Source organism: Micromonospora sp. NPDC023737, assembly GCF_040639715.1.
GTDB lineage: Bacteria > Actinomycetota > Actinomycetes > Mycobacteriales > Micromonosporaceae > Micromonospora.
In genome coordinates this window covers 816,124-839,863 of record NZ_JBFAAL010000001.1, presented here as the reverse complement: position 1 = coordinate 839,863, position 23,740 = coordinate 816,124, and the positions used below count along the sequence as shown (strand labels likewise).

17 protein-coding genes are annotated in these 23,740 nt (G+C 72.6%); 11 read left to right on the top strand and 6 right to left on the bottom strand.

All coding sequences use genetic code 11. From position 1 onward, the window contains the following. Positions 1–39 precede the first annotated feature (39 nt). The 4 genes from AB0F98_RS03690 (at position 40) to AB0F98_RS03675 (ending at position 7,038) form a co-directional block, all read left to right on the top strand. Positions 40–2,406, top strand: a complete 2,367-nt coding sequence (locus AB0F98_RS03690; RefSeq protein WP_357728051.1) for a GGDEF domain-containing phosphodiesterase — start codon at positions 40–42, stop codon at positions 2,404–2,406. A gap of 57 nt (positions 2,407–2,463) precedes the next feature. Further along, positions 2,464–4,905 (top strand): glycoside hydrolase family 2 protein, encoded by a 2,442-nt coding sequence (locus AB0F98_RS03685; RefSeq protein WP_357728048.1) that lies wholly within the window; start codon positions 2,464–2,466, stop codon positions 4,903–4,905. A gap of 106 nt (positions 4,906–5,011) precedes the next feature. Beyond that, positions 5,012–5,350, top strand: coding sequence for a metalloregulator ArsR/SmtB family transcription factor (locus tag AB0F98_RS03680; protein WP_076470437.1), 339 nt, complete (start codon positions 5,012–5,014; stop codon positions 5,348–5,350). Next, positions 5,347–7,038: a SulP family inorganic anion transporter gene (locus AB0F98_RS03675; protein ID WP_357728044.1), complete on the top strand. Its 1,692-nt coding sequence runs from the start codon at positions 5,347–5,349 to the stop codon at positions 7,036–7,038. Before AB0F98_RS03680 ends, AB0F98_RS03675 begins: the two co-directional genes overlap by 4 nt. 159 nt (positions 7,039–7,197) lie before the next feature. Here AB0F98_RS03675 and ilvD read toward each other — a convergent pair whose 3' ends face one another. Further along, the gene (gene ilvD / locus AB0F98_RS03670; protein WP_357728041.1) at positions 7,198–9,045 is read right to left on the bottom strand and encodes a dihydroxy-acid dehydratase; all 1,848 of its coding nucleotides are present in this window, start codon (positions 9,043–9,045) and stop codon (positions 7,198–7,200) included. A 110-nt stretch (positions 9,046–9,155) separates the two neighbouring features. Between ilvD and AB0F98_RS03665 the strand changes: the two genes are divergently transcribed. The 5 genes from AB0F98_RS03665 (at position 9,156) to serA (ending at position 17,372) form a co-directional block, all read left to right on the top strand. Continuing rightward, positions 9,156–11,597: a bifunctional diguanylate cyclase/phosphodiesterase gene (locus tag AB0F98_RS03665; RefSeq protein WP_357728038.1), complete on the top strand. Its 2,442-nt coding sequence runs from the start codon at positions 9,156–9,158 to the stop codon at positions 11,595–11,597. 185 nt (positions 11,598–11,782) lie between these two features. After that, positions 11,783–13,663, top strand: coding sequence for an acetolactate synthase large subunit (locus AB0F98_RS03660; protein ID WP_357728035.1), 1,881 nt, complete (start codon positions 11,783–11,785; stop codon positions 13,661–13,663). A gap of 27 nt (positions 13,664–13,690) precedes the next feature. Then, positions 13,691–14,206 (top strand): acetolactate synthase small subunit, encoded by a 516-nt coding sequence (gene ilvN, locus AB0F98_RS03655; RefSeq protein ID WP_357728032.1) that lies wholly within the window; start codon positions 13,691–13,693, stop codon positions 14,204–14,206. 101 nt (positions 14,207–14,307) lie between these two features. Then, the gene (gene ilvC, locus AB0F98_RS03650) at positions 14,308–15,321 is read left to right on the top strand and encodes a ketol-acid reductoisomerase (protein WP_350787076.1); all 1,014 of its coding nucleotides are present in this window, start codon (positions 14,308–14,310) and stop codon (positions 15,319–15,321) included. 452 nt (positions 15,322–15,773) lie between these two features. Beyond that, positions 15,774–17,372: a phosphoglycerate dehydrogenase gene (serA, locus tag AB0F98_RS03645; protein WP_357728028.1), complete on the top strand. Its 1,599-nt coding sequence runs from the start codon at positions 15,774–15,776 to the stop codon at positions 17,370–17,372. Positions 17,373–17,535: 163 nt separating this feature from the next. On the opposite strand, the gene AB0F98_RS03640 is transcribed toward serA, so the two are convergent. Further along, on the bottom strand, positions 17,536–17,892 hold the full coding sequence (locus AB0F98_RS03640; RefSeq protein WP_357728025.1) for a hypothetical protein: 357 nt from the start codon (positions 17,890–17,892) through the stop codon (positions 17,536–17,538). A 315-nt stretch (positions 17,893–18,207) separates the two neighbouring features. Further along, a complete protein-coding gene (locus tag AB0F98_RS03635; RefSeq protein ID WP_357728022.1) occupies positions 18,208–19,053 on the bottom strand; it encodes an FAD:protein FMN transferase in 846 nt (281 codons plus the stop codon). A gap of 223 nt (positions 19,054–19,276) precedes the next feature. Between AB0F98_RS03635 and AB0F98_RS03630 the strand changes: the two genes are divergently transcribed. Both AB0F98_RS03630 and AB0F98_RS03625 read left to right on the top strand, forming a co-directional pair. After that, on the top strand, positions 19,277–20,308 hold the full coding sequence (locus AB0F98_RS03630; RefSeq protein ID WP_357728019.1) for a 3-isopropylmalate dehydrogenase: 1,032 nt from the start codon (positions 19,277–19,279) through the stop codon (positions 20,306–20,308). A gap of 276 nt (positions 20,309–20,584) precedes the next feature. Next, the gene (locus tag AB0F98_RS03625) at positions 20,585–21,682 is read left to right on the top strand and encodes a branched-chain amino acid aminotransferase (protein ID WP_357728016.1); all 1,098 of its coding nucleotides are present in this window, start codon (positions 20,585–20,587) and stop codon (positions 21,680–21,682) included. A gap of 75 nt (positions 21,683–21,757) precedes the next feature. Here AB0F98_RS03625 and AB0F98_RS03620 read toward each other — a convergent pair whose 3' ends face one another. The 3 genes from AB0F98_RS03620 to AB0F98_RS03610 form a co-directional block, all read right to left on the bottom strand. Then, on the bottom strand, positions 21,758–22,498 hold the full coding sequence (locus AB0F98_RS03620) for a tyrosine-protein phosphatase (protein WP_357728013.1): 741 nt from the start codon (positions 22,496–22,498) through the stop codon (positions 21,758–21,760). 61 nt (positions 22,499–22,559) lie between these two features. Next, positions 22,560–23,018: a PRC-barrel domain-containing protein gene (locus AB0F98_RS03615; protein WP_357728010.1), complete on the bottom strand. Its 459-nt coding sequence runs from the start codon at positions 23,016–23,018 to the stop codon at positions 22,560–22,562. A gap of 123 nt (positions 23,019–23,141) precedes the next feature. Then, positions 23,142–23,672, bottom strand: a complete 531-nt coding sequence (locus AB0F98_RS03610) for a carboxymuconolactone decarboxylase family protein (protein ID WP_357728007.1) — start codon at positions 23,670–23,672, stop codon at positions 23,142–23,144. Positions 23,673–23,740: the final 68 nt, after the last annotated feature.

Below are 23,740 nucleotides of genomic sequence, written 5' to 3'. Positions count from 1 at the left end.
GCCGCACCGCCCCCGTGCCCCCTCACGAAGGCGACCGCCGTGCCCCTCGCCGCTCCTCTCCGCACCCCTACCCTCCGCCGAGCGGCGCCCGCAACCGCCGTGCTCGCGGCGGTCACGTCGCTCGTCCTGGCTGGGGCCGCGCACCTGCTTCCGGCCGCGGCAGTGGTCGCGCTCGCCGGCGGGGCCGGCGCCACGCTCGCCGGGGTACGCCTCACCCGGCTCGCCATCCGGCCTGCCGCCCGCGACGACCCGCACGTGCCGGCCACGGGTGCGGCCGCAGGTTCCTCGACGTCGAACGTGCCCGCCGACGCGGGCATGAGCGGCATCCGGGAACCCTCCGCCCGCCGCGCCGTCCTGCTGCTCTACGCCGCCGTGGTGGCAGCCGGGCTGGCCACCGCCGCGCCACTGCTGCTGGGACCGGAGCACCGGGTGGCGAGCGCCGCCGGCCCGGTCCTGGTCGCGGCGTTCGCCGTACTCGGCCTGCGCGCTCTGCCGGGACGCTCGTTGCCGCCGGTCCGGGTCCGGCTGCGCCGGCTCGCCGACGCGGGTGCCCCGGCGACCGCCCTGGTCCTCGCCGGTTGGCTGTTGCTGCCCCGGACCACCGAACCGGCATCCGCCCGGTTCGCCGTGGCGGCGCTGCTGGGCGTGCTCGGCATCATCGGGCTCACCGCGCTGACCGGGGTGCATCGTCGCCCCGGCGCGGCCACCTGCCGAGGCGGTGTGACGCTCACCCTGTTCGGGCTGGTGCTGCTGGCCGTCCTCGACCCGGGGGTGGCCGTGTGGCCGCTGCTGGCCGTACCGCCGCTGCTGGTGGGGCTGCTGCTCGTCGCCGCGGGCGCGGCCCGAGCGGTGGCCGCCGAGCACGCGCTCCGGTCCCCGGCCCCGGCCTGGCTCCGGGCGGTGCTGCCCGCGGTGGCGCTGCTGCCGGCCGTGGGCCGGCACCTCGACTCCGGTCTGCCGACGGACCGCACCACCGTGCTGCTCGCCCTGGCGGCGGTACCGCCGCTCGTGCTCCGCGAGCTGCTCCGGGCGGGGGAGGCGCGCACGGCCCGTCGTCGTGGCGAGCCGGCCGGGTTCGCCGCGGCCCCGGCCGGCGAGTCGCCGTCGCAGGCCACCGCGGCCGTTCCGGCGTCCCTCGTGTCCGCCCCGGCGCCGCGGCCGGTCGACCGGCTCGCCGACGGCCCCGCCCTGCTGCGGGCTCTCACCGTGCTGGGCGGAAGCCCGGCGCCCGGTGGGGCGCTGCTGGTCGTGGAGCTGCACCTGCCGGACGGCGACACGGCGCCGCTGGCGCTGCGCGCCGACGTACTGGCCGAGGCGGTGCAGCGCGCACGCGCGACGGTCGGCCGGCGGGACCTGCTCGCGCAGGTGGGTGAGGCCGGGTTCGCGGTCGTCACCGAGGCGGGGCCGATGCTGGCGTACGCGCTGGGCGATCGGCTGCTCGCCGCGCTCACCCAGCCCTACCAGCTCGGCGGGGCGGTGCTCCGGGTGGCGGCGAGCATCGGTTTGGCCGAGGTCAGCGGCGATTCGCCGCAGGACGTGCTGCGCCAGGCCGATCTGGCCCGCCGGCGGGCGGTTCAGCTCGGTCGGGACCGGGTCGAGTGGTACGACGCGTTCCTGGAGGAGCAGCTTGTCCGCCGGCTCGACCTGGAACGGGAACTGCCGGGTGCGGTCGCCCGGGGCGAGCTCGACCTGGTCTACCAGCCGGTGCTGCGGCTCGGCGACCGCCAGCCGGTCGGCACCGAGGCGTTTCTGCGCTGGCGTAGCCCGGTGCTCGGTACGGTGCTCCCCGACGAGCTGTTCCCCGTCGCCGCGGACCTCGACATCGTCGGTGAGCTGGAGTGGTGGGTGCTGGACCGGGCCTGCCGGCAGCTCGTCGAGTGGACCGCGAGCAGCCGGCAGCTCTGGATGGCCGTGAACGTCACCACGGGTGAACTGACCACGCCGGACTTCGTGCAGCGTACGGCGGCTGTCCTCGCCGCGTACGGGGTGCCGCCCGAGCAGTTGGTGGTCGAGGTGGCGGAGCCGCGCATCGGCAGCGAACTGTCCACGGTGGTGGCCCGGCTGGCGGGTCTGCGTTCCGTCGGCGTGCGTACCGCCCTGGACGACTTCCGCGCCGAGCACGCCTCGCTGGCGCAGCTGCGGCGACTCCCCATCGACCTGTTGAAGGTCGGTGCTCCTCTGGTCGATCCCGCGCCCGACACGCAGCGTCCACTGATCGACGTGGTGGTGAACGTCGGTGACCGGCTCGGGCTCGAGGTCGTGGCGGAGAACCTGGAGTCGGCCGCCCAGGTGCAGGGCGCGCGGCGGGCGGGCTGCCGGTACGGGCAGGGCTTCGCGCTCGCCCGGCCCGCGACCGCGGAACGGGTCGAGGCGTACTTCGAGGAGTTCCCGTCCGCGTCCCGGTGACGGGCGCAGCCGTACCCTGGACGGCCCAGAGATCGATCATGGAAGCGCGGTGAAATCGTGAGCCAGCAACCGCTGCACGAGGGCTGGACGCTGCGGGCCGTACCGGGGCCGCAGGTGCCGTCGGAGGTCGCCGACCGGGAGATCCCGGCGACGGTGCCCGGCTGCGTGCACACCGACCTGCTCGACGCCGGACTGATCGCCGACCCGTTCCTCGACGACAACGAGCGCACGGTGACGTGGATCGGGCACACCGACTGGGTCTACGAGACCACCTTCCGGCACGAGCCGGACGGCGAGGACCGCGTCGACCTGGTCTGCGCCGGCCTCGACACGGTCGCCACGCTGAGCGTCAACGGCGTGGCGGTCGGCCACACCGAGAACATGCATCGCGGCTACCGCTTCGACGTCCGGTCGCTGCTGCGGGCCGGCGACAACACCCTCACCGTACGGTTCGACTCCGCCTACCGGTACGCGCGGGCGCACCAGGACCGGCTCGGCGACCGGCCGAACGCCTACCCGGAGCCGTTCCACTTCATCCGGAAGATGGCCTGCAACTTCGGTTGGGACTGGGGTCCGACCCTGGTCACCGCGGGCATCTGGCAGGAGATCGGGTTGCACGCCTGGTCGACGGCGCGGCTGGCGACCGTACGTCCGCTGGTGACCCTCGACGGCGCCGACGGCCGGGTGGAGGTGCACGTCGAGGTCGAGCGGGCCGGTGACGATCCGCTGACCGTGCACGCCGAGGTGGCCGGCGTGGCAGCCGAGGCGACGATCCCCGCGGGTCAACGCACGGCGGTGCTCACCCTCGCCGTCAGTGAGCCGGACCGCTGGTGGCCCCGCGGGTACGGCGAGCAGCCCAGGTACCCGCTGACGGTGACGCTGCTCGGCCCGTCCGGATCCATTCTGGATGGTTGGTCCCGGCGGATCGGCTTCCGCGCGGTGCGGCTGGACACCGCGCCGGACGCGCACGGCTCCGCGTTCACGCTGCACGTCAACGACGTTCCTGTCTTCGTACGAGGGGTCAACTGGATCCCCGACGACCCGTTCCCGACCCGGATCACCCGCGATCGGCTCGCCGAGCGCTTCACCCAGGCCATCGACGCGAACGTCAACCTGCTGCGCGTGTGGGGCGGCGGTCGGTACGAGTCGGCGGACTTCTACGACCTCGCCGACGAGTTGGGGCTGCTGGTGCAGCAGGACTTCCTCTTCGCGTGCGCCGCGTACCCCGAGGAGGAGCCGTTCCGCACCGAGGTCGAGGCGGAGGCTCGGGAGCAGGTCACCCGGCTGGCCGGGCACCCGTCGCTGGTGCTCTGGACCGGCAACAACGAGAACATCTGGGGCTGGCACGACTGGGACTGGCAGGAGCCGCTCGCCGGGCGTACCTGGGGGCGCGGCTACTACCTGGAGCTGCTGCCCAGCGTGGTGGCCGAGCTGGACCCGACCCGACCGTACTGGCCGGGCAGCCCGTGGTCGGGCCGGGAAGACCTGCACCCGAACGATCCGGCGCACGGCACCACGCACATCTGGGACGTCTGGAACACCGACGACTACACGAAGTACCGCGCCTACACGCCACGCTTCGTGGCCGAGTTCGGCTACCAGGCGCCGCCCGCGTACGCCACGCTGCGCCGCGCACTCTCCGACGAGCCGCTCGCGCCCGACTCACCGGGCATGGCGCACCACCAGAAGGCAGCCGGTGGAGACGCCAAGCTCCAGCGCGGCCTGGACGCGCACCTGCCGGTGCCCCGCGACTTCGACGACTGGCACTTCCTGACCCAGCTCAACCAGGCCCGCGCGATCCAGCTCGGTGTCGAGCACTTCCGGTCGCTGCGTCCGATCTGCATGGGCACGATCGTCTGGCAGCTCAACGACTGCTGGCCGGTCACCTCCTGGTCGGCTGTCGACGGTGACGGCCGGCGCAAGCCGCTCTGGTACGCGCTTCGCCGCGCGTACGCCGACCGGCTGCTCACCGTGCAGCCTCGCGACGGTGGACTGGTCCTGGTCGCGGTGAACGACGGCGGTACTCCGTGGCGGGCCACCGCGTCGGTGGACCGGGTGGGCCTGGCCGGCGAGCCGCGGGCGAAGGCGACGGTGGAACTGGACGTCCCCGCGCACGGCACGGTGACGCTGGCGGTGCCGGCGGAGCTGGCGCGGCCGGAGCACGCCCGGCGGGAACTGCTCGTCGCCGACGCGGGAGCGGGCGTCGAGCGGGCGTTCTGGTTCTTCGCGGAGGACAGGGAGATCGAGTGGCCGGCGGCGCGGTGGGACGCGGTGGTCGAGCCGGTCGAGGGCGGCCAGCGGGTGCGGGTCACGGCCGGCACGGTGCTGCGCGACCTCACCCTCTTCCCGGACCGCGTCGATCCCGCGGCGAGCGTGGACGAGGCCCTGGTCACCCTGTTGCCCGGTGAGTCGGCGACGTTCCTGGTGCGCGCTCCACACGAGCTGGACCCGGCGGCCCTGACGAGCCGGCCGGTTCTGCGCTGCGTGAACGACATCTGAGCACGGGCCCCTCCGCTGGATCGAGCTGGAGGGGCCCCGCCGACACCATCGACTTGAAAACTTTCGCAACTGCTAAAGTCTTCAGAGTTGTTCGGAGGAGGGTGGGATGTCGGTACCGCTGTACCAGGCCAAGGCGGAGCTGTTCCGTACGCTCGGGCACCCGGTGCGGATCCGGGTGCTGGAGCTGCTCCAGGACGGACCGAAGGCGGTACGCGACCTGCTGGCCGCGATCGACGTCGAGGCGTCCAACCTCTCCCAGCAGCTCGCGGTGCTACGTCGGGCCGGCATGGTCAGCACCTGGCGGGACGGCCCGCTCGTCATGTACGCGCTCAGCACCCCGGACGTCGCCGACCTGCTCGCCGCCGGGCGGCGCATCCTCGGCGCCGTCCTCACCGACCGGGACGCCCTCCTCGACGAACTGCGTACCGACCGGCCCACCCGGTGAGCGGCGCGGTCCTGACGATCCGCGATCGCCTGCTCGGTCTGCTCCCGCAGCGCGCCGACTGGGCGGCGGCCCGGCGCTCGCCCGGCCGCGATCTGCTCGCCGGACTGACCGTGGCGGTGGTGGCCCTTCCACTCGCCCTGGCCTTCGGGGTCACCTCCGGCCTCGGTGCGGAGGCCGGTCTGGTCACCGCCGTGATCGCCGGAGCGGTGGCGGCCCTCTTCGGTGGTTCCAACCTCCAGGTCTCCGGCCCCACCGGGGCGATGACCGTGGTGCTGGTGCCGGTGGTGCAGCGCTTCGGCGCGACCGGCGTGCTGATGGTCGGTCTGCTCGCCGGTCTCGTGCTGATCGTTCTGGCCGGGGCTCGGCTCGGCCGGTACGTGCGCTACCTCCCGGTGCCCGTGATCGAGGGTTTCACCGCCGGCATCGCCGTGGTGATCGCGTTGCAGCAGGTGCCGGCGGCGCTCGGCGTGGCCGACGCGCACGGCGAGCGGGTGTGGGCTGTCGCCGCCGACGCGGTGGCCCGCTTCGCCGCCCGGCCGCACCCGGTCCCGCTCCTCATGGCGCTCGGCGTCGCCGCCGTGATGCTGGTCGGTGCCCGGTGGCGGCCCGGCTGGCCGTTCTCCCTCGTCGCCGTCGCCGCTGCCACCGGGCTGGCGGAGCTCCTCCCGATCGACCTGGCCCGTATCGGTGCCCTGCCCAGCGGGCTGCCCTCACCCTCGCTGGACTTCTTCGACCTGGGCGCCGTCGGGATGCTGCTGCCGTCCGCGCTCGCGGTGGCGGCGTTGGCCGCGTTGGAGAGCCTGCTCAGCGCGACCGTGGCCGACGGGATGACCGTCGGTGAGCGCCACGACCCGGACCGGGAACTCTTCGGTCAAGGCCTGGCCAACCTGGCCGCCCCGCTGTTCGGCGGGATACCGGCCACCGCGGCGATCGCTCGTACGGCCGTGAACGTGCGGGCCGGCGCGCGCTCGAAACTCGCGGCCCTCACGCACGCCGTCGCGCTGGCCGTGATCGTGCTGGCTGCCTCGCCGGTGGTGGGACGGATTCCGCTCGCGGCGCTGGCCGGCGTACTGCTCGCCACCACCGTCCGGATGGTCGAGGCCGGCTCGCTGCGGGCGCTGGCGAGGGCGACCCGCGGCGACGCGCTGGTGCTCGTGCTCACCTTCGCGGTGACGGTGGCGCTCGACCTGGTCACCGCGGTCGCCGTCGGGGTGGGCGTGGCAGTCCTCATCGCGCTGCGCGCGGTGGCTCGTACGGCCCGCCTGGAGCAGGTGCCGCTCGACCGGGGCGAGCACAGCGACGAGGAGCACGCCCTGCTCGCCGATCACATCGTGGCGTACCGGTTGGACGGCCCGCTCTTCTTCGCCGCGGCGCACAACTTCCTGCTCCAGCTCTCCGACGTCGCCGACGTCCGCGTCGTCATCCTGCGGATGTCCCGGGTGTCCACCATCGACGCCACCGGCGCGCAGGTCCTCGGCGACGCCGTCCTACGGCTGCAACGCCGCGGGATCACGGTGCTGCTCTCCGGTATCGCGCCCGGCCACGACCAGGTGCTCACCACTCTCGGCGTCGCCGAGCAGCTACGACGTGACGGCCTGGTCTTCCCGGACACGCCGAGCGCGATCCGGCATGCCCGGACCGTCGCGCTCGGCGTGCTCCAGCCGTCCGCGCCCGCTGGCACCCAGTGAGCCCGGTCGAATTCTGGCCCGATTCCGACGTGGGCGGCCGCCTCCAAGCCCCGGTGCACAGCGTTGGGCGAACCTTCGGCCGTGCGGTGGTCTGCGGGGTCTGCACCTGGCGGCACAGGCCCCCTGCCACCCGATGTGACGGCAGGGGGCCGGGCCGGTCTACTCCGGGACGCGGCGGTACGCGCCGTCGCTGGCCGAGGTGGCCATCGAGGCGTACGCCCGCAACGCGGCCGAGACGGGCCGCTGCCGATCGGTAGGGGTGTACGGACGGTCGCGCTTCTCCTCCGCGACCCGGCGGGCCTGGAGCACGTCCTCCGGCACGTTCAACTCGATCGAGCGGCCAGGGATGTCGATCACGACCTCGTCGCCGTCGCGGACCAGCGCGATCAGCCCGCCGGAGGCCGCCTCGGGGGAGACGTGCCCGATGGAGAGCCCGGAGGTGCCGCCGGAGAACCGGCCGTCGGTGAGCAGCGCGCAGGCCCGGCCGAGCCCCCGGCCCTTGAGGAACGAGGTGGGGTAGAGCATCTCCTGCATGCCGGGGCCGCCCTTCGGACCCTCGTACCGGATCACGACGACGTCGCCGGCGACGATGCCCTTGTTGAGGATGGCCTCGACGGCGTCGTCCTGCGACTCGAAGACCTTCGCGGGGCCGCGGAAGGTCAGGCACTCCTCGGGCACACCGGCGGTCTTCACCACACAGCCGTCCGGCGCGAGGTTGCCGTGCAGGATGGCCAGGCCACCGTCGGCCGAGTACGCGTGCGCCACGTCCCGGATGCAGCCACCGGCCGCGTCGGTGTCCAGGGACGACCAGCGGTTGGCGGTGGAGAACGGTTCGGTGGTGCGGACCCCGCCCGGTGCGGCGTGGAACAGTTCCACCGCCTCCGGCCGGGCCGAGCCGCCCCGGACGTCCCATTCGGCGAGCCACTGCTCCAGTGAGGGGGAGTGCACGGAGTGCACGTCCCGGTGGAGCAGGCCACCCCGGTCCAGCTCACCGAGGATCGCCGGGATTCCGCCGGCGCGGTGGACGTCCTCCATGTGGTACTGGGGCGAGTTCGGGGCGACCTTCGCCAGGCAGGGAACCCGGCGGGAGATGGCGTCGATGTCGGCGACGCCGAAGTCCAGCTCGGCCTCGCGGGCGGCGGCGAGCAGGTGCAGCACCGTGTTCGTCGAGCCGCCCATCGCCACATCGAGCGCGACCGCGTTCTCGAACGCCGGCCGGGAGGCGATCGAGCGGGGCAGCACCGAGGCGTCGTCCTGCTCGTACCACCGCTTGGCGATCTCGACGACCGTGCGGCCGGCGTCCACGAAGAGCGACCGGCGTGCGGCGTGGGTCGCCAGCGTCGAGCCGTTGCCGGGCAGCGCGAGCCCGATGGCCTCGGTGAGGCAGTTCATCGAGTTGGCCGTGAACATGCCGGAGCAGGAGCCGCAGGTCGGGCAGGCCGAGCGTTCGATGGCGCCGAGCTGGTCGTCGGTGACCGCCTCGTTCGACGAGGCGATCATGGCGTCGATGAGGTCGATCTTGCTGTGCACGATCCCTTCGATCGCCACCGTCTTGCCGGCCTCCATCGGCCCGCCGGACACGAACACCGTGGGGATGTTGAGCCGGAGCGCCGCGAGCAGCATGCCGGGAGTGATCTTGTCGCAGTTCGAGATGCAGACCAGGGCGTCCGCGCAGTGCGCGTTGACCATGTACTCCACCGCGTCGGCGATGAGCTCCCGGCTGGGCAGCGAGTAGAGCATGCCGCCGTGTCCCATCGCGATGCCGTCGTCGACCGCGATGGTGTTGAACTCCCGTCCCACGCCACCGGCCTCGGCCACCGCGTCGGCGACCAGGCCGCCCAGCTCCTTGAGGTGTACGTGGCCGGGTACGAACTGGGTGAAACTGTTGGCGATGGCGACGATCGGCTTGCCGAAATCGTCGTCGGTCATCCCGGTGGCCCGCCAGAGGGCCCGGGCGCCGGCCATCGTCCGACCGTGCGTGGAGGTCTTCGACCGCAGCTCAGGCATGCGTACCAGTCTGGCACCGGGCCGGCGAAGGCCCCCGCGCGAATGCGCCGTGTCCCAACAGATGCACATCCGGGACCCCACGGAGAGCGCCGATCCGGCACAGTAACTGCGTGCAGCTTCCCCCAGGCCTGGCCGTCCCCGCGGCGTTGAACTGGCTGGTCGCCGCCGCGGCGACCGCGCTGCTCGCGGTCGGCCTCTGGCGGCGTACGGGCCCGCACCGGCCGGCGCTCGTGCTGCTCGGGGTCGCCGCCGGGATCGCCCTGGCCGGCCTCGTGAGCGGGCTCGGCGCGGCGCTCGCCACGGCGCCGCACGGGGCGCAGGAGCAGGGGCAGGGCACCGGCTGGACGGTCGTCGTCTCGGTCGCCACGGCCGCGAGCGGGCTGATCTTCCTGGTCGGGTTGTTCCGGCTGCCCGGGGTGGCGACCTCCCCGGTGGTGACCCTGCGGCTCGTCCTCGACGGGCTGATGATGGCCGCCGCCGTCTGGTTCGTCGGCTGGGTGCTCGTCAGCGAACCGACCCGGCTGCTCGGCGACGCCACCCCGGCGGGCCGCGCCCCGGTCCTGCTCGCCGCGGGGGCCGCGGCGCTGACCGCCGGGATCGGCCCGGTCGCCGTCTGCCGGGGTGTCGCCACACGCGGCCCCCTGGCCGTCCTCGCCGCGGCCATCGCCACCGTGACCGCCGGTGGGCTCGGCATCGCCGCCGGGCTCTGCCAGTCCGGGCAGCCGATGGTGCTGACCGGTGCGGGGCTGTCGTCGGTCGGTCTGCTCGCCGTGGCGCTGTCGGCGCTGCGGGTCGATCCCCGGGATCGGGTCGAGTCGGACGACACCGACCGTAGCGGGAAGAACGCGTTCATCCCGATGTTCGCCATGACCGTGTCGGCGACCTACCACCTCGTCCAGGGCGGCCGGTTCACGCCGCTCACCGTCGCGGTCTGCGCCGTCGAGGGATTCGCGTTGGTGGCCCGCCAGTACCTGGCGGTCCGGGACGTGCGGGCGTACGCGGAGCGCCTGGCCGAGCGTGAGGCGCACTTCCGCGAGCTGGCGCACACCGATGCGTTGACCGGGCTGGCCAACCGGCGTGGGCTGCTGCGAGCGGTGCACCGCCGCGTCGCGGCGGGCGATCCGTGCGTGCTGCTCGGCCTCGACCTCGACGGCTTCAAGCACGTCAACGACATGCGTGGGCACGACGTGGGTGATGCGGTGCTCGCCGAGGTGGGGCGCCGGCTGCGGGAGACCCTCGGCCCCGGCGACGTGGCGGCCCGATTGGGCGGTGACGAGTTCGCGATACTGCTGCCCGGTCGCGCGGAGGAGGCGGACCGCGTCGCCGAGCGGCTGCTGGCCGTGCTCGGCCGGGCGTACGAGCAGACGGGCGGGCCGCTGTTCCTCTCCGTCAGCATCGGGGTGGCCGGTTGGGACGGCGAGCCCGACGTGGAGTTGTTGCTGCGCCACGCCGACCTGGCGCTGCGTTACGCCAAGCAGCGCGGGAAGAGCCGGATCGAGCGCTACGACGTCGCGTACGACCAGCTGCTGCGTCGCCGGACGACGCTGGAGCACGAGCTGCGCGGGGCGATCGAGCGCGATGAGCTGCGGCTGGTCTTCCAACCGGTCGCCTCGCTGCCGTCGGTACGCCCGGTCGGCGCCGAGGCGCTGCTGCGGTGGCGTCACCCGGAGCTGGGCAACGTCCGCCCGGACGAGTTCATCCCGCTCGCCGAGGAGTGCGGCATGATCGCCAAGCTCGGTGCGTGGGTGCTCAACCAGGCCTGCCACCAGCTCTCCCGCTGGCTCGCCGACGGGCACGACGTGTGGGTCTCGGTGAACGTCTCACCCCGTGAGCTGCACGACCCGGACTACGTGTTGCTGGTCGCCGACGCGCTGCGCCGGCACGGTGTCCCGCCGCAGCGCCTGGTGCTGGAGGTGACCGAGCACGCGGTCGCCACCGACCTCGACGAGCTGATCCGGCGGCTGACCGCGCTGCGCCGGACCGGGGTGCGGATCGCCCTGGACGACTTCGGCGCCGGGTACTCCTCGCTGGGGCAGCTGCGCCGGCTGCCGATCGACATCCTCAAGATCGACCATGGCCTGGTGGCCGAACACGAGCCGGTCCGTCCGGAGGGGCAGGAAGGGCCGGCCTTCGCGCCGATGGTCGACATCGTGATGCGCCTCGGCCACCAGTTCGGCCTGGAGGTCATCGCCGAGGGGGTCACCACGCCCACCGAACTGGCCGCGGTGGTCGCCGCGGGCTGCCGGTTCGGCCAGGGGGCGCTCTGCGGCTGGGGCGTACCGGCCGAACACCTGGAGGCGATGCTCGTGGCGGCCACCTCGCCGGGGGCGCGGCCGGCAGGCCCCTCGTCGGGCGTCCGGTCACCGGGTCACGCCGGCGGCTCAGTGGACGCCGGCTCCCGCCCACCGATGCCGCCTTCGTCGCGCCTTCCGCAGCGCGCGTCCGGGCAGCTCACGCCGGGCGTCGCGGGCGCGTCGCGGACCGACGCGCCGACACCGGTGAACCAACATGTGGGATCAGTTGACTCATCGCGTGAGATGCGTCAGGCTTGAGCGCATGTCGTCTCACTGGTCGCTGCGAGTACTTATCTGAGCGCACTCTCCCTCATCGAGAGTGCGCTGGCCCCGTGCATCTGCACGAGGGCCGTTTTTATTGCCGTCGGACCCGATCGCCGGGCCCGCCCGCGTTCCATCCGCAACACCTGCCGCGCCCACTCCAGCCGAAGGCCCGAACCGCCATGACGAGACCCACGCCAGAGACACTCGCCCACTCCGCACGTCGAGCCCGCGCGGCCGCCACTTCGGCGACCGACGCCGAACCCGCCTCCCGGGCCGCCGCTGGTCCGGCCGTTCCGGCGGTACGGACACCCGCCCCGGCCCAGGTCTCCGGGGCCGGCTCGCTCGTTCGGTCGCTCGAGGCGCTCGGCGTCGACGTCGTCTTCGGTATCCCGGGCGGCGCGATCCTGCCGGCGTACGACCCGCTCTACGACTCCACCGTCCGGCACATCCTCGTTCGGCACGAGCAGGGCGCCGGGCACGCGGCCACCGGCTACGCGCAGGCGACCGGTCGGGTCGGGGTCTGCATGGCCACCTCCGGTCCGGGCGCGACCAACCTGGTCACGCCGATCGCCGACGCGTACATGGACTCGGTGCCGGTGGTCGCCATCACCGGCCAGGTCGCCCGTCCCGCGATCGGCACGGACGCCTTCCAGGAGGCGGACATCCAGGGCATCACCCTGCCGATCACCAAGCACAACTTCCTGGTGCAGGACGCCGCCGAGATCCCGCAGGTGCTGGCCGAGGCGTTCCACCTGGCGAGCACCGGTCGACCCGGCCCGGTGCTGGTCGACATCCCGAAGGACGTGCTCCAGGCCGCCACCACCTTCACCTGGCCGCCGGCGCTCGACCTGCCCGGCTACCGGCCGACCCTGCACCCGCACGGCAAGCAGATCCGCGAGGCGGCCCGGCTGATGGCGAAAGCCCGCCGGCCGGTGCTCTACGTCGGTGGCGGGGTGCTCAAGGCCGGCGCCACCGACGGGCTGCGGCAGCTCGCCGAGCTGACCGGCATCCCGGTGGTGACCACGCTGATGGCGCTCGGCGCGTTCCCCGACTCGCACCCGCAGCACCTGGGCATGCCCGGCATGCACGGCACGGTCGCCGCGGTCTACGGGCTGCAGAAGGCCGACCTGATCGTGGCGCTCGGCGCCCGCTTCGACGACCGGGTCACCGGCCGGCTGGACTCGTTCGCGCCGGACGCCGCGGTCGTGCACGCCGACATCGACCCGGCCGAGATCGGCAAGAACCGGCACGCGGACGTGCCGATCGTCGGCGACGCGCGGCACGTGATCGACGAGCTGATCGCCGCGGTCACCGCCGAGCGGGCGGCCGGACCCACGACGGACCTCGGCGACTGGTGGCACCAGCTGGACGACCTGCGCAAGCGTTACCCGCTGGGGTACGACGAGCCGGCCGACGGCACGCTCTCGCCGCAGTACGTGATCGAGCGGCTCGGCGAGATCGTCGGTCAGGACGCGATCTACGTCGCCGGTGTCGGCCAACACCAGATGTGGGCCTCCCAGTTCATCTCGTACGAGAAGCCGCACACCTGGTTGAACTCCGGCGGTGCCGGCACGATGGGCTACGCGGTGCCGGCGGCGATGGGCGCCAAGGTCGGCAAGCCGGACACGGTGGTGTGGGCGATCGACGGTGACGGCTGCTTCCAGATGACCAATCAGGAGCTGGCGACCTGTGCCCTGGAGGGCATCCCGGTCAAGATCGCCGTGATCAACAACGGCAATCTCGGGATGGTCCGGCAGTGGCAGACGCTCTTCTATGGGGAGCGATACTCGAACACCGACCTCGGCACGCACAAGCACCGCATCCCCGACTTCGTGAAGCTGGCCGAGGCGCTCGGCTGCGTCGGCCTGCGGTGCGAGACCGCCGAGGACGTCGACAAGACCATCGCGGCCGCCATGGAGATCAACGACGCGCCCGTGGTCATCGACTTCGTGGTCGGCAAGGACGCGATGGTGTGGCCGATGGTCGCCGCCGGCACGAGCAACGACGAGATCATGTTCGCCCGCGGCGTCCGCCCGGCCTTCGACGAGGATGACATCTGACATGAGTGAGCGAAGCGAGGTCACGGCATGACGACGCACACGCTGAGCGTGCTCGTGGAGAACAAGCCGGGTGTCCTGGCCCGGGTGTCGGGGCTCTTCTCCCGGCGCGGGTTCAACATCGACAGCCTGGCGGTCGGCGAGACCGAGAACCCGGACGTCTCCCGGATCACCATCGTGGTCAACGCGGACTCGTCCCCGCTGGAGCAGGTCACCAAACAGCTCAACAAGCTGGTCAACGTGCTCAAGATCGTGGAGCTCGACCCGCAAATCTCGGTGGCCCGGGAGTTGCTGCTGGTCAAGGTCCGCGCCGACCGGTCGGTGCGCGGGCAGGTGCTTGACACGGTGAACCTCTTCCGGGCCCGGGTGGTCGACGTCGCGGCGGACACGCTGACGATCGAGGCCACCGGTACCCCGGACAAGCTGGACGCGTTGCTGCGCGACCTCGAACCCTTCGGCATCAAGGAGATGGTGCAGTCCGGACTGGTGGCGATCGGGCGTGGTTCCCGTTCCATCACCGCCGGCCCGGCCCTGCGCGCCGCCTGACCAACCTGCGGGTCGGCACCGGGGCCGGCCCCGCGGGCTGCCTGACACATCCGCACAACCACGACGGGCCGCCCGGGCCGCCGTACGAAAGGGAAAGTTCCATGAGCGTTGAGGTGTACTACGACGACGACGCCGACCTGGGCCTGATCCAGGCCAAGAAGGTCGCCGTCATCGGTTACGGCAGCCAGGGCCACGCGCACGCGCTGTCGCTGCGCGACTCGGGTGTCGACGTCGTGATCGGTCTGCCGGCGGGCTCCAAGAGCCGGCCGAAGGCCGAGGAGCAGGGCCTGCGGGTGGTCACCCCGGCCGAGGCGGCCGCCGAGGCCGACGTGATCATGGTGCTCGCGCCGGACACCGTGCAGCGCAGCCTGTACGCCGAGGCGATCGCCCCGAACCTGGCTCCCGGTAAGGCGCTGCTGTTCGGCCACGGCTTCAACATCCGCTACGGCTTCATCGAGCCGCCGGCCGACGTCGACGTGGCGATGGTCGCCCCGAAGGGCCCCGGTCACCTGGTCCGCCGCCAGTACGTCGACGGCAAGGGTGTGCCGGTGCTGGTCGCCGTGGAGCAGGACGCCTCCGGCGGGGCCTTCGCCCTGGCGCTGGCGTACGCCAAGGGCATCGGCGGTACCCGCGCCGGCGCGATCCGGACCACCTTCACCGAGGAGACCGAGACCGACCTCTTCGGTGAGCAGGCGGTGCTCTGCGGCGGTGCGACGGCGCTGGTGCAGAGCGGGTTCGAGGTGCTCACCGAGGCCGGCTACGCGCCCGAGATCGCCTACTTCGAGTGCCTGCACGAGCTGAAGCTCATCGTCGACCTGATGTACGAGGGCGGCATCGAGCGGATGCGCTACAGCGTCTCCGACACCGCCGAGTACGGCGACTACTCCCGAGGCCCGCGCGTCATCGACAGCCGGGTCAAGGACGAGATGCGCAAGATCCTCTCCGAGATCCAGTCCGGCGAGTTCGCCCGTGAGTGGATCGCGGAGGACGACGCGGGTCGCCCGAACTTCGTCAAGTGGCGGGCCGAGGGCGCGGCGCACCCGATCGAGGAGACCGGGCGGAAGCTGCGCGGCATGATGAGCTGGGTCGACCGGCCGATCACCGAGACCGCCTGAGTTCTCTCGCCGGCCGCCCGGGACGAAGGCCCGGGCGGCCCATCGGCGGCCCCGACGTGGCGCTCTCCCCGGTGCCGCGCCGGGGCCGTCGGCTGCTCCCCGTTTCGTGAGATCGACCGACTCGCCGAGCTGTCCGACCGAGGCCGGCGGATCCGGCAACGTGGGCGCGACCGCGCAGTGAGACGCCGCGAACCTGCCGCCGCCGTCGGGGATCAGCGGTGACGTTGCCGTCGAGCGGTGGACGGACGCCAGGTGAACGGGCGATTAGCTCCGCTGCAACACCGTGTGAGGGCGCTCACCCCAATGTCCCGGACACGCCGGGCGGTGCGCCCCCTACCATCGCTCATAGGTGCGCGAAGCCGGCACCTGACGGCCACGATCCGGTTCGGCGCAGGGCGCAGTGCGGCGTCCGACAGCCCGGCCGACCGCTCTGACTACAGCTACGAGGACCGATGAATCCTGTCGTACTGATCGCCGAAGAACTCGCCCCCGCCGCCATCGAGGTGCTCGCGCACGACTTCGACGTCCGCCACGTCGACGGCACCGACCGCGCCGCGCTGCTCTCCGCCCTCGCCGACGCCGACGCCGTCATCGTGCGCAGCGCCACCCAGATCGACGCCGAGGCGATCGCCGCCGCGCCGCGGCTCAAGGTGGTCGCCCGCGCCGGCGTGGGTCTGGACAACGTCGAGGTGCCGGCCGCCACCGCGCGCGGCGTCATGGTCGTCAACGCGCCCACCTCCAACATCGTCTCCGCCGCCGAGCAGGCCGTCGCACTGCTGCTCGCCGTCGCCCGCAACACCGCGAGCGCCAGCGCGGCGCTGAAGGCGGGGGAGTGGAAGCGGTCGAAGTACACAGGTGTCGAGATCCAGGGCAAGACCGTCGGCGTGGTCGGCCTCGGCCGCATCGGCGTGCTCTTCGCGCAGCGGATCGCCGCCTTCGGCACCCGGCTCATCGCGTACGACCCGTACATCCAGCCCGCTCGCGCCGCGCAGCTCGGCGTCCGGCTGGTCGGCCTCGAGGAGCTGCTGCGGGAGAGCGACTTCATCTCCATCCACCTGCCGAAGACTCCCGAGACGGTCGGTCTGGTCGGTGAGAAGGAGCTGGCCATCGTCAAGCCGGGCGTGCGCATCGTCAACGCCGCCCGCGGTGGTCTCGTCGACGAGCAGGCCCTCGCCGACGCGATCGCCGAGGGGCGCGTCGGCGGCGCGGGCGTGGACGTCTACTCGAAGGAGCCGTGCACCTCGTCGCCGCTGTTCGCGTTCGACAACGTGGTCGCCACCCCGCACCTGGGCGCGTCCACCCACGAGGCGCAGGACAAGGCCGGCCTGGCCGTGGCGAAGAGCGTGAAGCTCGCGCTGCAGGGCGAGTTCGTGCCGGACGCGGTGAACGTGCAGGCCGGTGGCGTGGTCGCCGAGGACGTACGCCCGTTGCTGCCGCTGGCCGAGAAGCTCGGGCGGGCGTTCACCGCGGTGGCCGGCGGCATCGCCGCCAGCGTGACCGTCGAGGTACGCGGTGAGGTCGTCGAGCACGACGTATCGGTGCTCAAGCTCGCCGCCACCAAGGGGCTGTTCAGCTCGGTGGTCGAGGAGCAGGTGACCTACGTCAACGCGCCGCACCTGGCCGCCGAGCGTGGCGTCGAGGTCACCCTGGCCGCCCAGGCCGAGACGGTCGAGCACCCGAACCTCGTCACCGTTCGCGGCGCGCTGCCGGACGGCCGGACGGTCAGCGTCTCCGGGACGGTGACCAGCGCCGGTGCCCGCGACGTCATCAAGCTGACCGAGGTGGACGGTTTCGACGTGGAGATCGGTGCGGAGGGCATTCTGGTCTTCCTCCGCTACGCCGACCGGCCCGGCGTGGTCGGCACCGTGGGTACCCTGCTCGGCAAGGCCGGCGTCAACATCGCCGCGATGCAGGTGGCGCGTCGCGAGGCCGGTGGCGAGACGCTGATGTCGCTCACCGTCGACCAGGCGCTCGGCGCCGACCTGCTCACCTCCGCCGCCGAGTCGATCGGCGCGACCGCGGCGAGCGCCGCCGACCTGCGCGACGAGTGAGCTGAACGCAGCACGACGGGGGCCCGGCGGATTCGCCGGGCCCTTGCCGTACCGGGCCGTCTGCCGGTGCCGAGGTCCGGACGGGCCGGCAACAGGTCGATGGAGGCGAGGCGGGCCGAAGCAACCGGGCGCTGCCGGCCAGCCGGTCCGGTCGCCCGCCTCGTCAGCTGGGCAGGCGGGCGGGCGGTGGGTAGACCGAGCCGTCCTGCATGTCGAAGAGCATGAGCCCGTACTGACCGGCGAGCCGCTCGATGTCGAGCAGCACCTGGTCCTCGCAGGACGGATTCAGGTTCATCTCGATGTGGTCGGCCATCGCGTGCAGTGGCGCGACCTCCCACGGGGTGCCGTGCCTCGGGGGCCGATCCGGATAGGTGGCGGTGATCGCACGGTAGAAGCCGACCACGCGGGGATCCGGCTGGCGCTCGACGTGTTCTCCCTGCCGGCACCGCTGCACCGCTGCTCGTACGTCCTCGGGCGTCGCCCCGTCCGCCAGGGCCCACACGCTCAGATCGAAACTCACGGCGGACAGAGTGCCATTCAACCTTCACCGTGTCGAAACTGCCCCGCCGCAGGCCAGCCGTCGGGTTGCCGTCATCCTGCCACGACGGTCCGCTGTGGAGACTCTTGCGTCGAGTTGCGTCGATTCGCTAGCGTACCCGTGCGGTCACCGGCCGAGCACCGCGACGTCGACCCGTCTTCGGGTGGCGCGGTCGACCCCGGCCCGACCGGCCCGCACCCCTCGAATGCGCAAGCCACGCGCACTCGTCGCTGACCGGCCCCCACGGCCGTTGCCGCGGGCGTGGGGGCCGATCGCCGGTCCGGACCCTGGGAATCGTCACCGACGCGGGGCGGAGAGTGCCCGGTAGTCCGAGCTGCCCTTGAACCAGGCCAACCCGGCCGGGCCGGCGGCGTAGAGCGCGGTCGCATACGCGTCGGCGACCGCGAGGTCCGGGCCCACCACGGTCGCGGCGAGCAGCTGGTCGGCGGGCTGCCCGGTGTGCGGGTCGACGACGTGCCCGTGCCGGCCGCTCACGCCGGACGTGCCGATCGCGCCCGCCGTCATCTCCAGTACCAGCGGTGGGCGGTCGTGCTCGACCGGGTGGTGCACGGCGATCCGCCACGGGCCGCCGTGCGGGGCGTGTCCGCGTACCACCAGGTCGGAGCCGCAGACCACGGCGTAGTCGTGGACACCGTTGGCCCGCAGCCGGGCGGCGGCGCGTTCCACCGCCCAGCCGCCGAGCAGGCCGCCGGGGTCGAAACCGCCGGGGACCGCCCACGCGTCGAACCACCCGTCGGTCGCCGCGCGCATCGCGGCGCAGCGGTCCACCAGGTCGGCGAGCGGAGCGTACGACTCGGGGCTGATCTCGCCGCGGCGCAGCCGGGAGACGAGGCTGTCGGGTCGGTTCGGGCCGTAGGTGAGGTCGATGGCCCGCAGTTCGGCGACCGCGTCCCGCAACGCCTCGCCGACGCCCCGGCGGCCCAGCCAGGTGGGCGCGTTGAGCAGCAGCGTGTACTCGGCGGTGGCCGTACGGACCTGATGCTGCACCGCGATCCGGTCCGGCGTGACGGTGCGGGCGCGGTCGACACGGTGGGCGGGGCTCCCCAGCCGCAGGTCGGGCCGGCGGTGTCGGAAGGCGGCCGGGTCGGGCCAGCGGGTCCTCGGCTGCTCGTCGATGCGCATGGCGATTCGCCCCCTCGGGAGTGGTGGGCGCGTCGACGCGACCACCGGCGTGGGCCCCCCTTGACCCACCCGGAGACAGGCTAGGCAGCCAAGATGACTGCTTCATGAAACTGAGCTGGGAGGGTCCTGTGCGTCAGCCTCGTCTCGACATGTGGACGCACTGTACCGGGTAGCGGGACAGCGGCGTACCGTGGTCGCAAACAGCGAGCAGAGGAGCGCAGGCGTGGCACGGATCGCGGTGGTGGCCGGGGACGGAATCGGTCCCGAGGTGGTCGCGCAGGCCCGCAAGGTCCTCGACGCGGTGCTCCCCGGCGTGCAGGCCACCGAGTACGACCTCGGCGCCGCCCGCTGGCACCGCACCGGCGAGGTGCTGCCGGACTCGGTCCTGGCCGAGCTGGCGCAGCACGATGCGATTCTGCTCGGCGCGGTCGGCGACCCGACCGTGCCCCCCGGTGTGCTGGAGCGTGGCCTGCTGCTCAAGCTCCGGTTCGCCTTCGACCAGTACGTGAACCTCCGCCCGTCGCGGCTCTGGCCGGGCGTGCCCGGCCCGCTGGCCGGCGTGAAGCCCGGCGAGGTCGACCTCGTCGTGGTGCGTGAGGGCACCGAGGGGCTCTACGCCGGAGCCGGCGGGACGCTGCACCGCGACACCCCCGCCGAGGTCGCCACCGAGGAGAGCCTGAACACCCGGCACGGTGTCGAGCGGGTGATCCGCGACGCGTTCGCCCGGGCCGGCCGCCGTGAGCGGCGCAAGGTCACCCTCGTGCACAAGACCAACGTGCTCACCCATGCCGGCTCGCTCTGGTCGCGCACGTTCGAGGCGGTCGCGGCCGAGCACCCCGACGTCGTCACCGAATACCAGCACGTCGACGCCGCGGCGATGTTCCTGGTCACCCAGCCGCAGCGCTACGACGTGGTCGTCACCGACAACCTCTTCGGCGACATCCTCACCGACATCGCGGCCGCCGTCACCGGCGGCATCGGGTTGGCCGCCAGCGGGTGCATCAACCCGGAAGGTCGGTACCCGTCGATGTTCGAACCGGTGCACGGTTCCGCGCCGGACATCGCCGGCCAGGGGGTGGCCGATCCGGTCGCCGCCGTCCTCTCCGCAGCTCTCCTGCTCGATCAGCTCGGGCACACCGACGCCGCGGGCCGGGTCACCGAAGCCGTCGCCACCGAGCTGGCCAACCGCGTACCGGGCGTACCCGTGGGCACGGCGGAGGTGGGCGACCGGCTCGCGAGCCTCGCCGCGGGCTGAACCCGCGACGGTGAGGACGACCGGCTGACCGCGGGATCAGCCGACGGTTACCGACCGTGTGCCGCACGCGCGTACGGCGATCCCGGCGCGGCGGCACCGGTGCCCGAGGTGGAGCGTGCGTGCAACGTCTCCGCCGGTCACCGGTACCGTTCTTTCGGCGCTGCCCACCAAACCGGGCGGCGCTTCCCCCTGAACGAACGTTCGGGGTAAGTTTCTGGGCACCAGTTCGTCGGCATGCGATCGCGCATGTCGTTGTCCGGTAGGGAGGTCAGCGCGATGAGCGGTGGTGACAAGCTCGACTTCGAGATCCGTCCGAATCCCGCGCCGGTATCCGCCGCGGATCGGGCCGCCCTGCTGGTCAATCCGGGCTTCGGTCGGATCTTCACCGACCACATGGTGACCATCCGGTACGCCGACGGCAAGGGCTGGTACGACGCCCGGGTCGAGGCGCGCGCGCCGATCCCGATGGACCCGGCCGCCGCGGTGCTGCACTACGCGCAGGAGATCTTCGAGGGGATGAAGGCGTACCGTACCGCCGACGGTGGGGTGACCCTGTTCCGTCCGGAGGCGAACGCGGCCCGCTTCGGGGTCTCCGCACAGCGGATGGCGATGCCTGTGCTGCCGCCGGAGACGTTCGTCGACTCGCTGCGCCGGCTCATCGAGATCGACCGGGACTGGATCCCGACCGACCCGGACGGCAGCCTCTACCTGCGACCGTTCATGTTCGCGAGCGAGGTCTTCCTCGGCGTCCGCCCGGCCACCGAGTACCTCTACGTGGCGATCGCCTCGCCCGTCGGGGCGTACTTCAGCGGTGGCGTGAAGCCGGTTTCGGTCTGGGCCACCCCGGAGTACACCCGCGCCGCCCCGGGCGGCACCGGGGCGGCGAAGTGCGGCGGCAACTACGCCGCCTCGCTGGTTGCGCAGGCGGAGGCGATCGAGCACGGCTGCGACCAGGTGGTCTTCCTCGACGCGGTGGAGCGCCGCTACGTCGACGAGCTGGGCGGCATGAACGTCTTCTTCGTCTACGACGACGGCAGCGTGGTGACGCCGCCGCTGACCGGCACGATCCTGCCCGGCATCATCCGGGAGTCGGTGCTCACGCTCGCCGGCGAGTCGGGACACCGGGTGGAGGAGCGTCCCGTCAGCTTCGAAGACTGGCAGGCGGACGCGGAGAGCGGCCGGTTGCGGGAGGTCTTCGCCTGCGGCACCGCCGCGGTCGTCACCCCGATCGGCCAGGTGAAGTCGCCGGCCGGCGAATTCCTGATCGGCGGCGGTGAGCCGGGCCGGGTCACCATGGCGTTGCGTCAGCAGCTGGTCGACATCCAGCGCGGCGACGCCCCCGACCCCCACGGCTGGGTCACTCGACTGTTCTGAGGAAACGGCCCCTTCTCACCGTCTTCGGCGCAGGAGGGGCCCTTCGACGTCGGCCTCGGCACGTGGGCCGGCACGTCACTCCAACAGGTGTTCGCGGAGCGCGACGAGCTGGGCGTCGGTGACCCCGGCGTGCCGCAGGTAGCCCTCGATCGAGCCGTACCCTTCCCGCAGCTCGGCGAGGAAGAGCAGCATCGTGTCGGACGGCGAGGCCAGGAACGGCGGTGGCAGCTCCTCCGCGTCCGGCGTCGTGGTGGCCACCCAGGCGCTGAACCGTTCCGACGCCGCGCTGCTCAGCGCGTAGTCCGCGGCGATCTCGTCGTCGGCGACACCGAGCACGGCCAGGGTGAGCCCGCAGACGACGCCGGTGCGGTCCTTGCCGGCCACGCAATGGACCACGGCGGGCGCATTGGTGGCGTCGGCGATCAGTCCGAGCGCCTCGGCCAGCCCGGCTGTGCCGGTCTGGGCCAGGTCGGCATAACGGTCGGCCAGGTAGCGCGCCAGGGGCGTGCCCGGCTCCTGCGGCACGTTTCCCCACTCCGCGTGTTCCGGGTGGATGTGCCGGTAGGTGAGGCCCGGCCAGTCCGGCACCCGGCCGTCACGCTCCACCTCGTACGGACGGCGCAGGTCGATCACCGTCCGGATGCCGAGGGCGGTGAACGCCTCCCGGTCGTTCTCGTCGAGCCGGTGCAGGGAGTCCGAGCGGAAGAGCCGCCCTCGGCGTACGGTGCGTCCGTCGTGGCCGGCGTAGCCGCCGACATCGCGGAAGTTGAAGATCGTGCCGAACGGGATGTGTCGATCGACCTCGGTGGCGTCCACGCCTGACACGGTACCGGCCGGCGGGGTGGAACCCCACCGGCCGGCAGAACAGGAACAACCGTCAGCGAGCGGTACCCGGCGGGATCGCCGAGTACGTGTCGCTGTAGTAACCACCGAGCTTGTCCCGGTAGGCCGGGTCGGTGTCGGCGGTCTCGTCGAACTCGGGCGCGGCCTTGATCTGGTCCTTGCTCCGGTCGACGTAGACCTTCCGCTCGTCGTGGTCGACGTGGTTGACGGTCCCGGCAGGGATCATGACCTTCTTGCCGAAGATCCACGGACCGGTGTCGACCACGAGGTAGCTGGAACTCACCTCATGGCTGGACCGGTCCACCTTGCCGATGCCGCCGTCCTGCGCCTCCACCTTGTAGCCCACCAGGTCGACGCCGGTCACCGCGGCATCGTCGCGGTACCGCCAGGGGTCGAAGGCGCCGCCGGGTGTGCCACCCGGGAAGGCGCCGCCGCCACCGGGTACGAGCGGGTCCGGCGTCCCGTGGGTCGTTCGAGGGTCGAGCCGCTCCATGGCGTTTCACTCCTCTACTCGACTGATCGGGGGGTGGTGCCCTGTCAGTCCCATGTCCTACCCGCTGTCGAGATCGCTACACCGGAAGTGGCGCGTGAAACTGTCGAGGACGGTCGACGGTGCTCAGGCCGGCGCGGACTCCGCGTCGTACGCGACCGCGGTGGCGTACACCACGGAGGCGATCCGGAGCGCCTCGTTCACCTGGTCGGGTCCGACGCCGGCGGCGCGCAGCTTCTTCTCGTGCGACTCCAGACAGACCTCGCAGCCGTTGACCGCCGAGACGGCGAGGCACCAGAGCTCGAAGTCCACCTTCGCCACACCCGGTCGGGCGACGATCTGCATCCGGAGCCGGGCCGGGATCGTCCGGTACGCCTCGTCGCCGAGCATGTGCTTGGACCGGTAGTAGACGTTGGTCATCGCCATGATGGTGGCCGCGCCCTTGGCCGCGTCGACCGCCTCCGGCGTGAGGTGCCCGGCCGCCTCGGCGGCGATCTCCCTCAGCACCACCGGATTCCGGGCCGCCACCGCGCACGCCAACGCCGTGCCCCACGACTGTGCCGGAGTGAGCAGGGAGTTCTCGACGGTCGAGCCGAGGTTGTGCGCGATGTCCCTGGCGTAGCCGGGCAGCCCTGCCCTGATCCCGTCGACTCCCACGTCAGGCCCCGGTCGACGGGTACGGCACGCCGGTGTCGTCCCTGTCGCGCGAGCGGGAACGCTCGGTG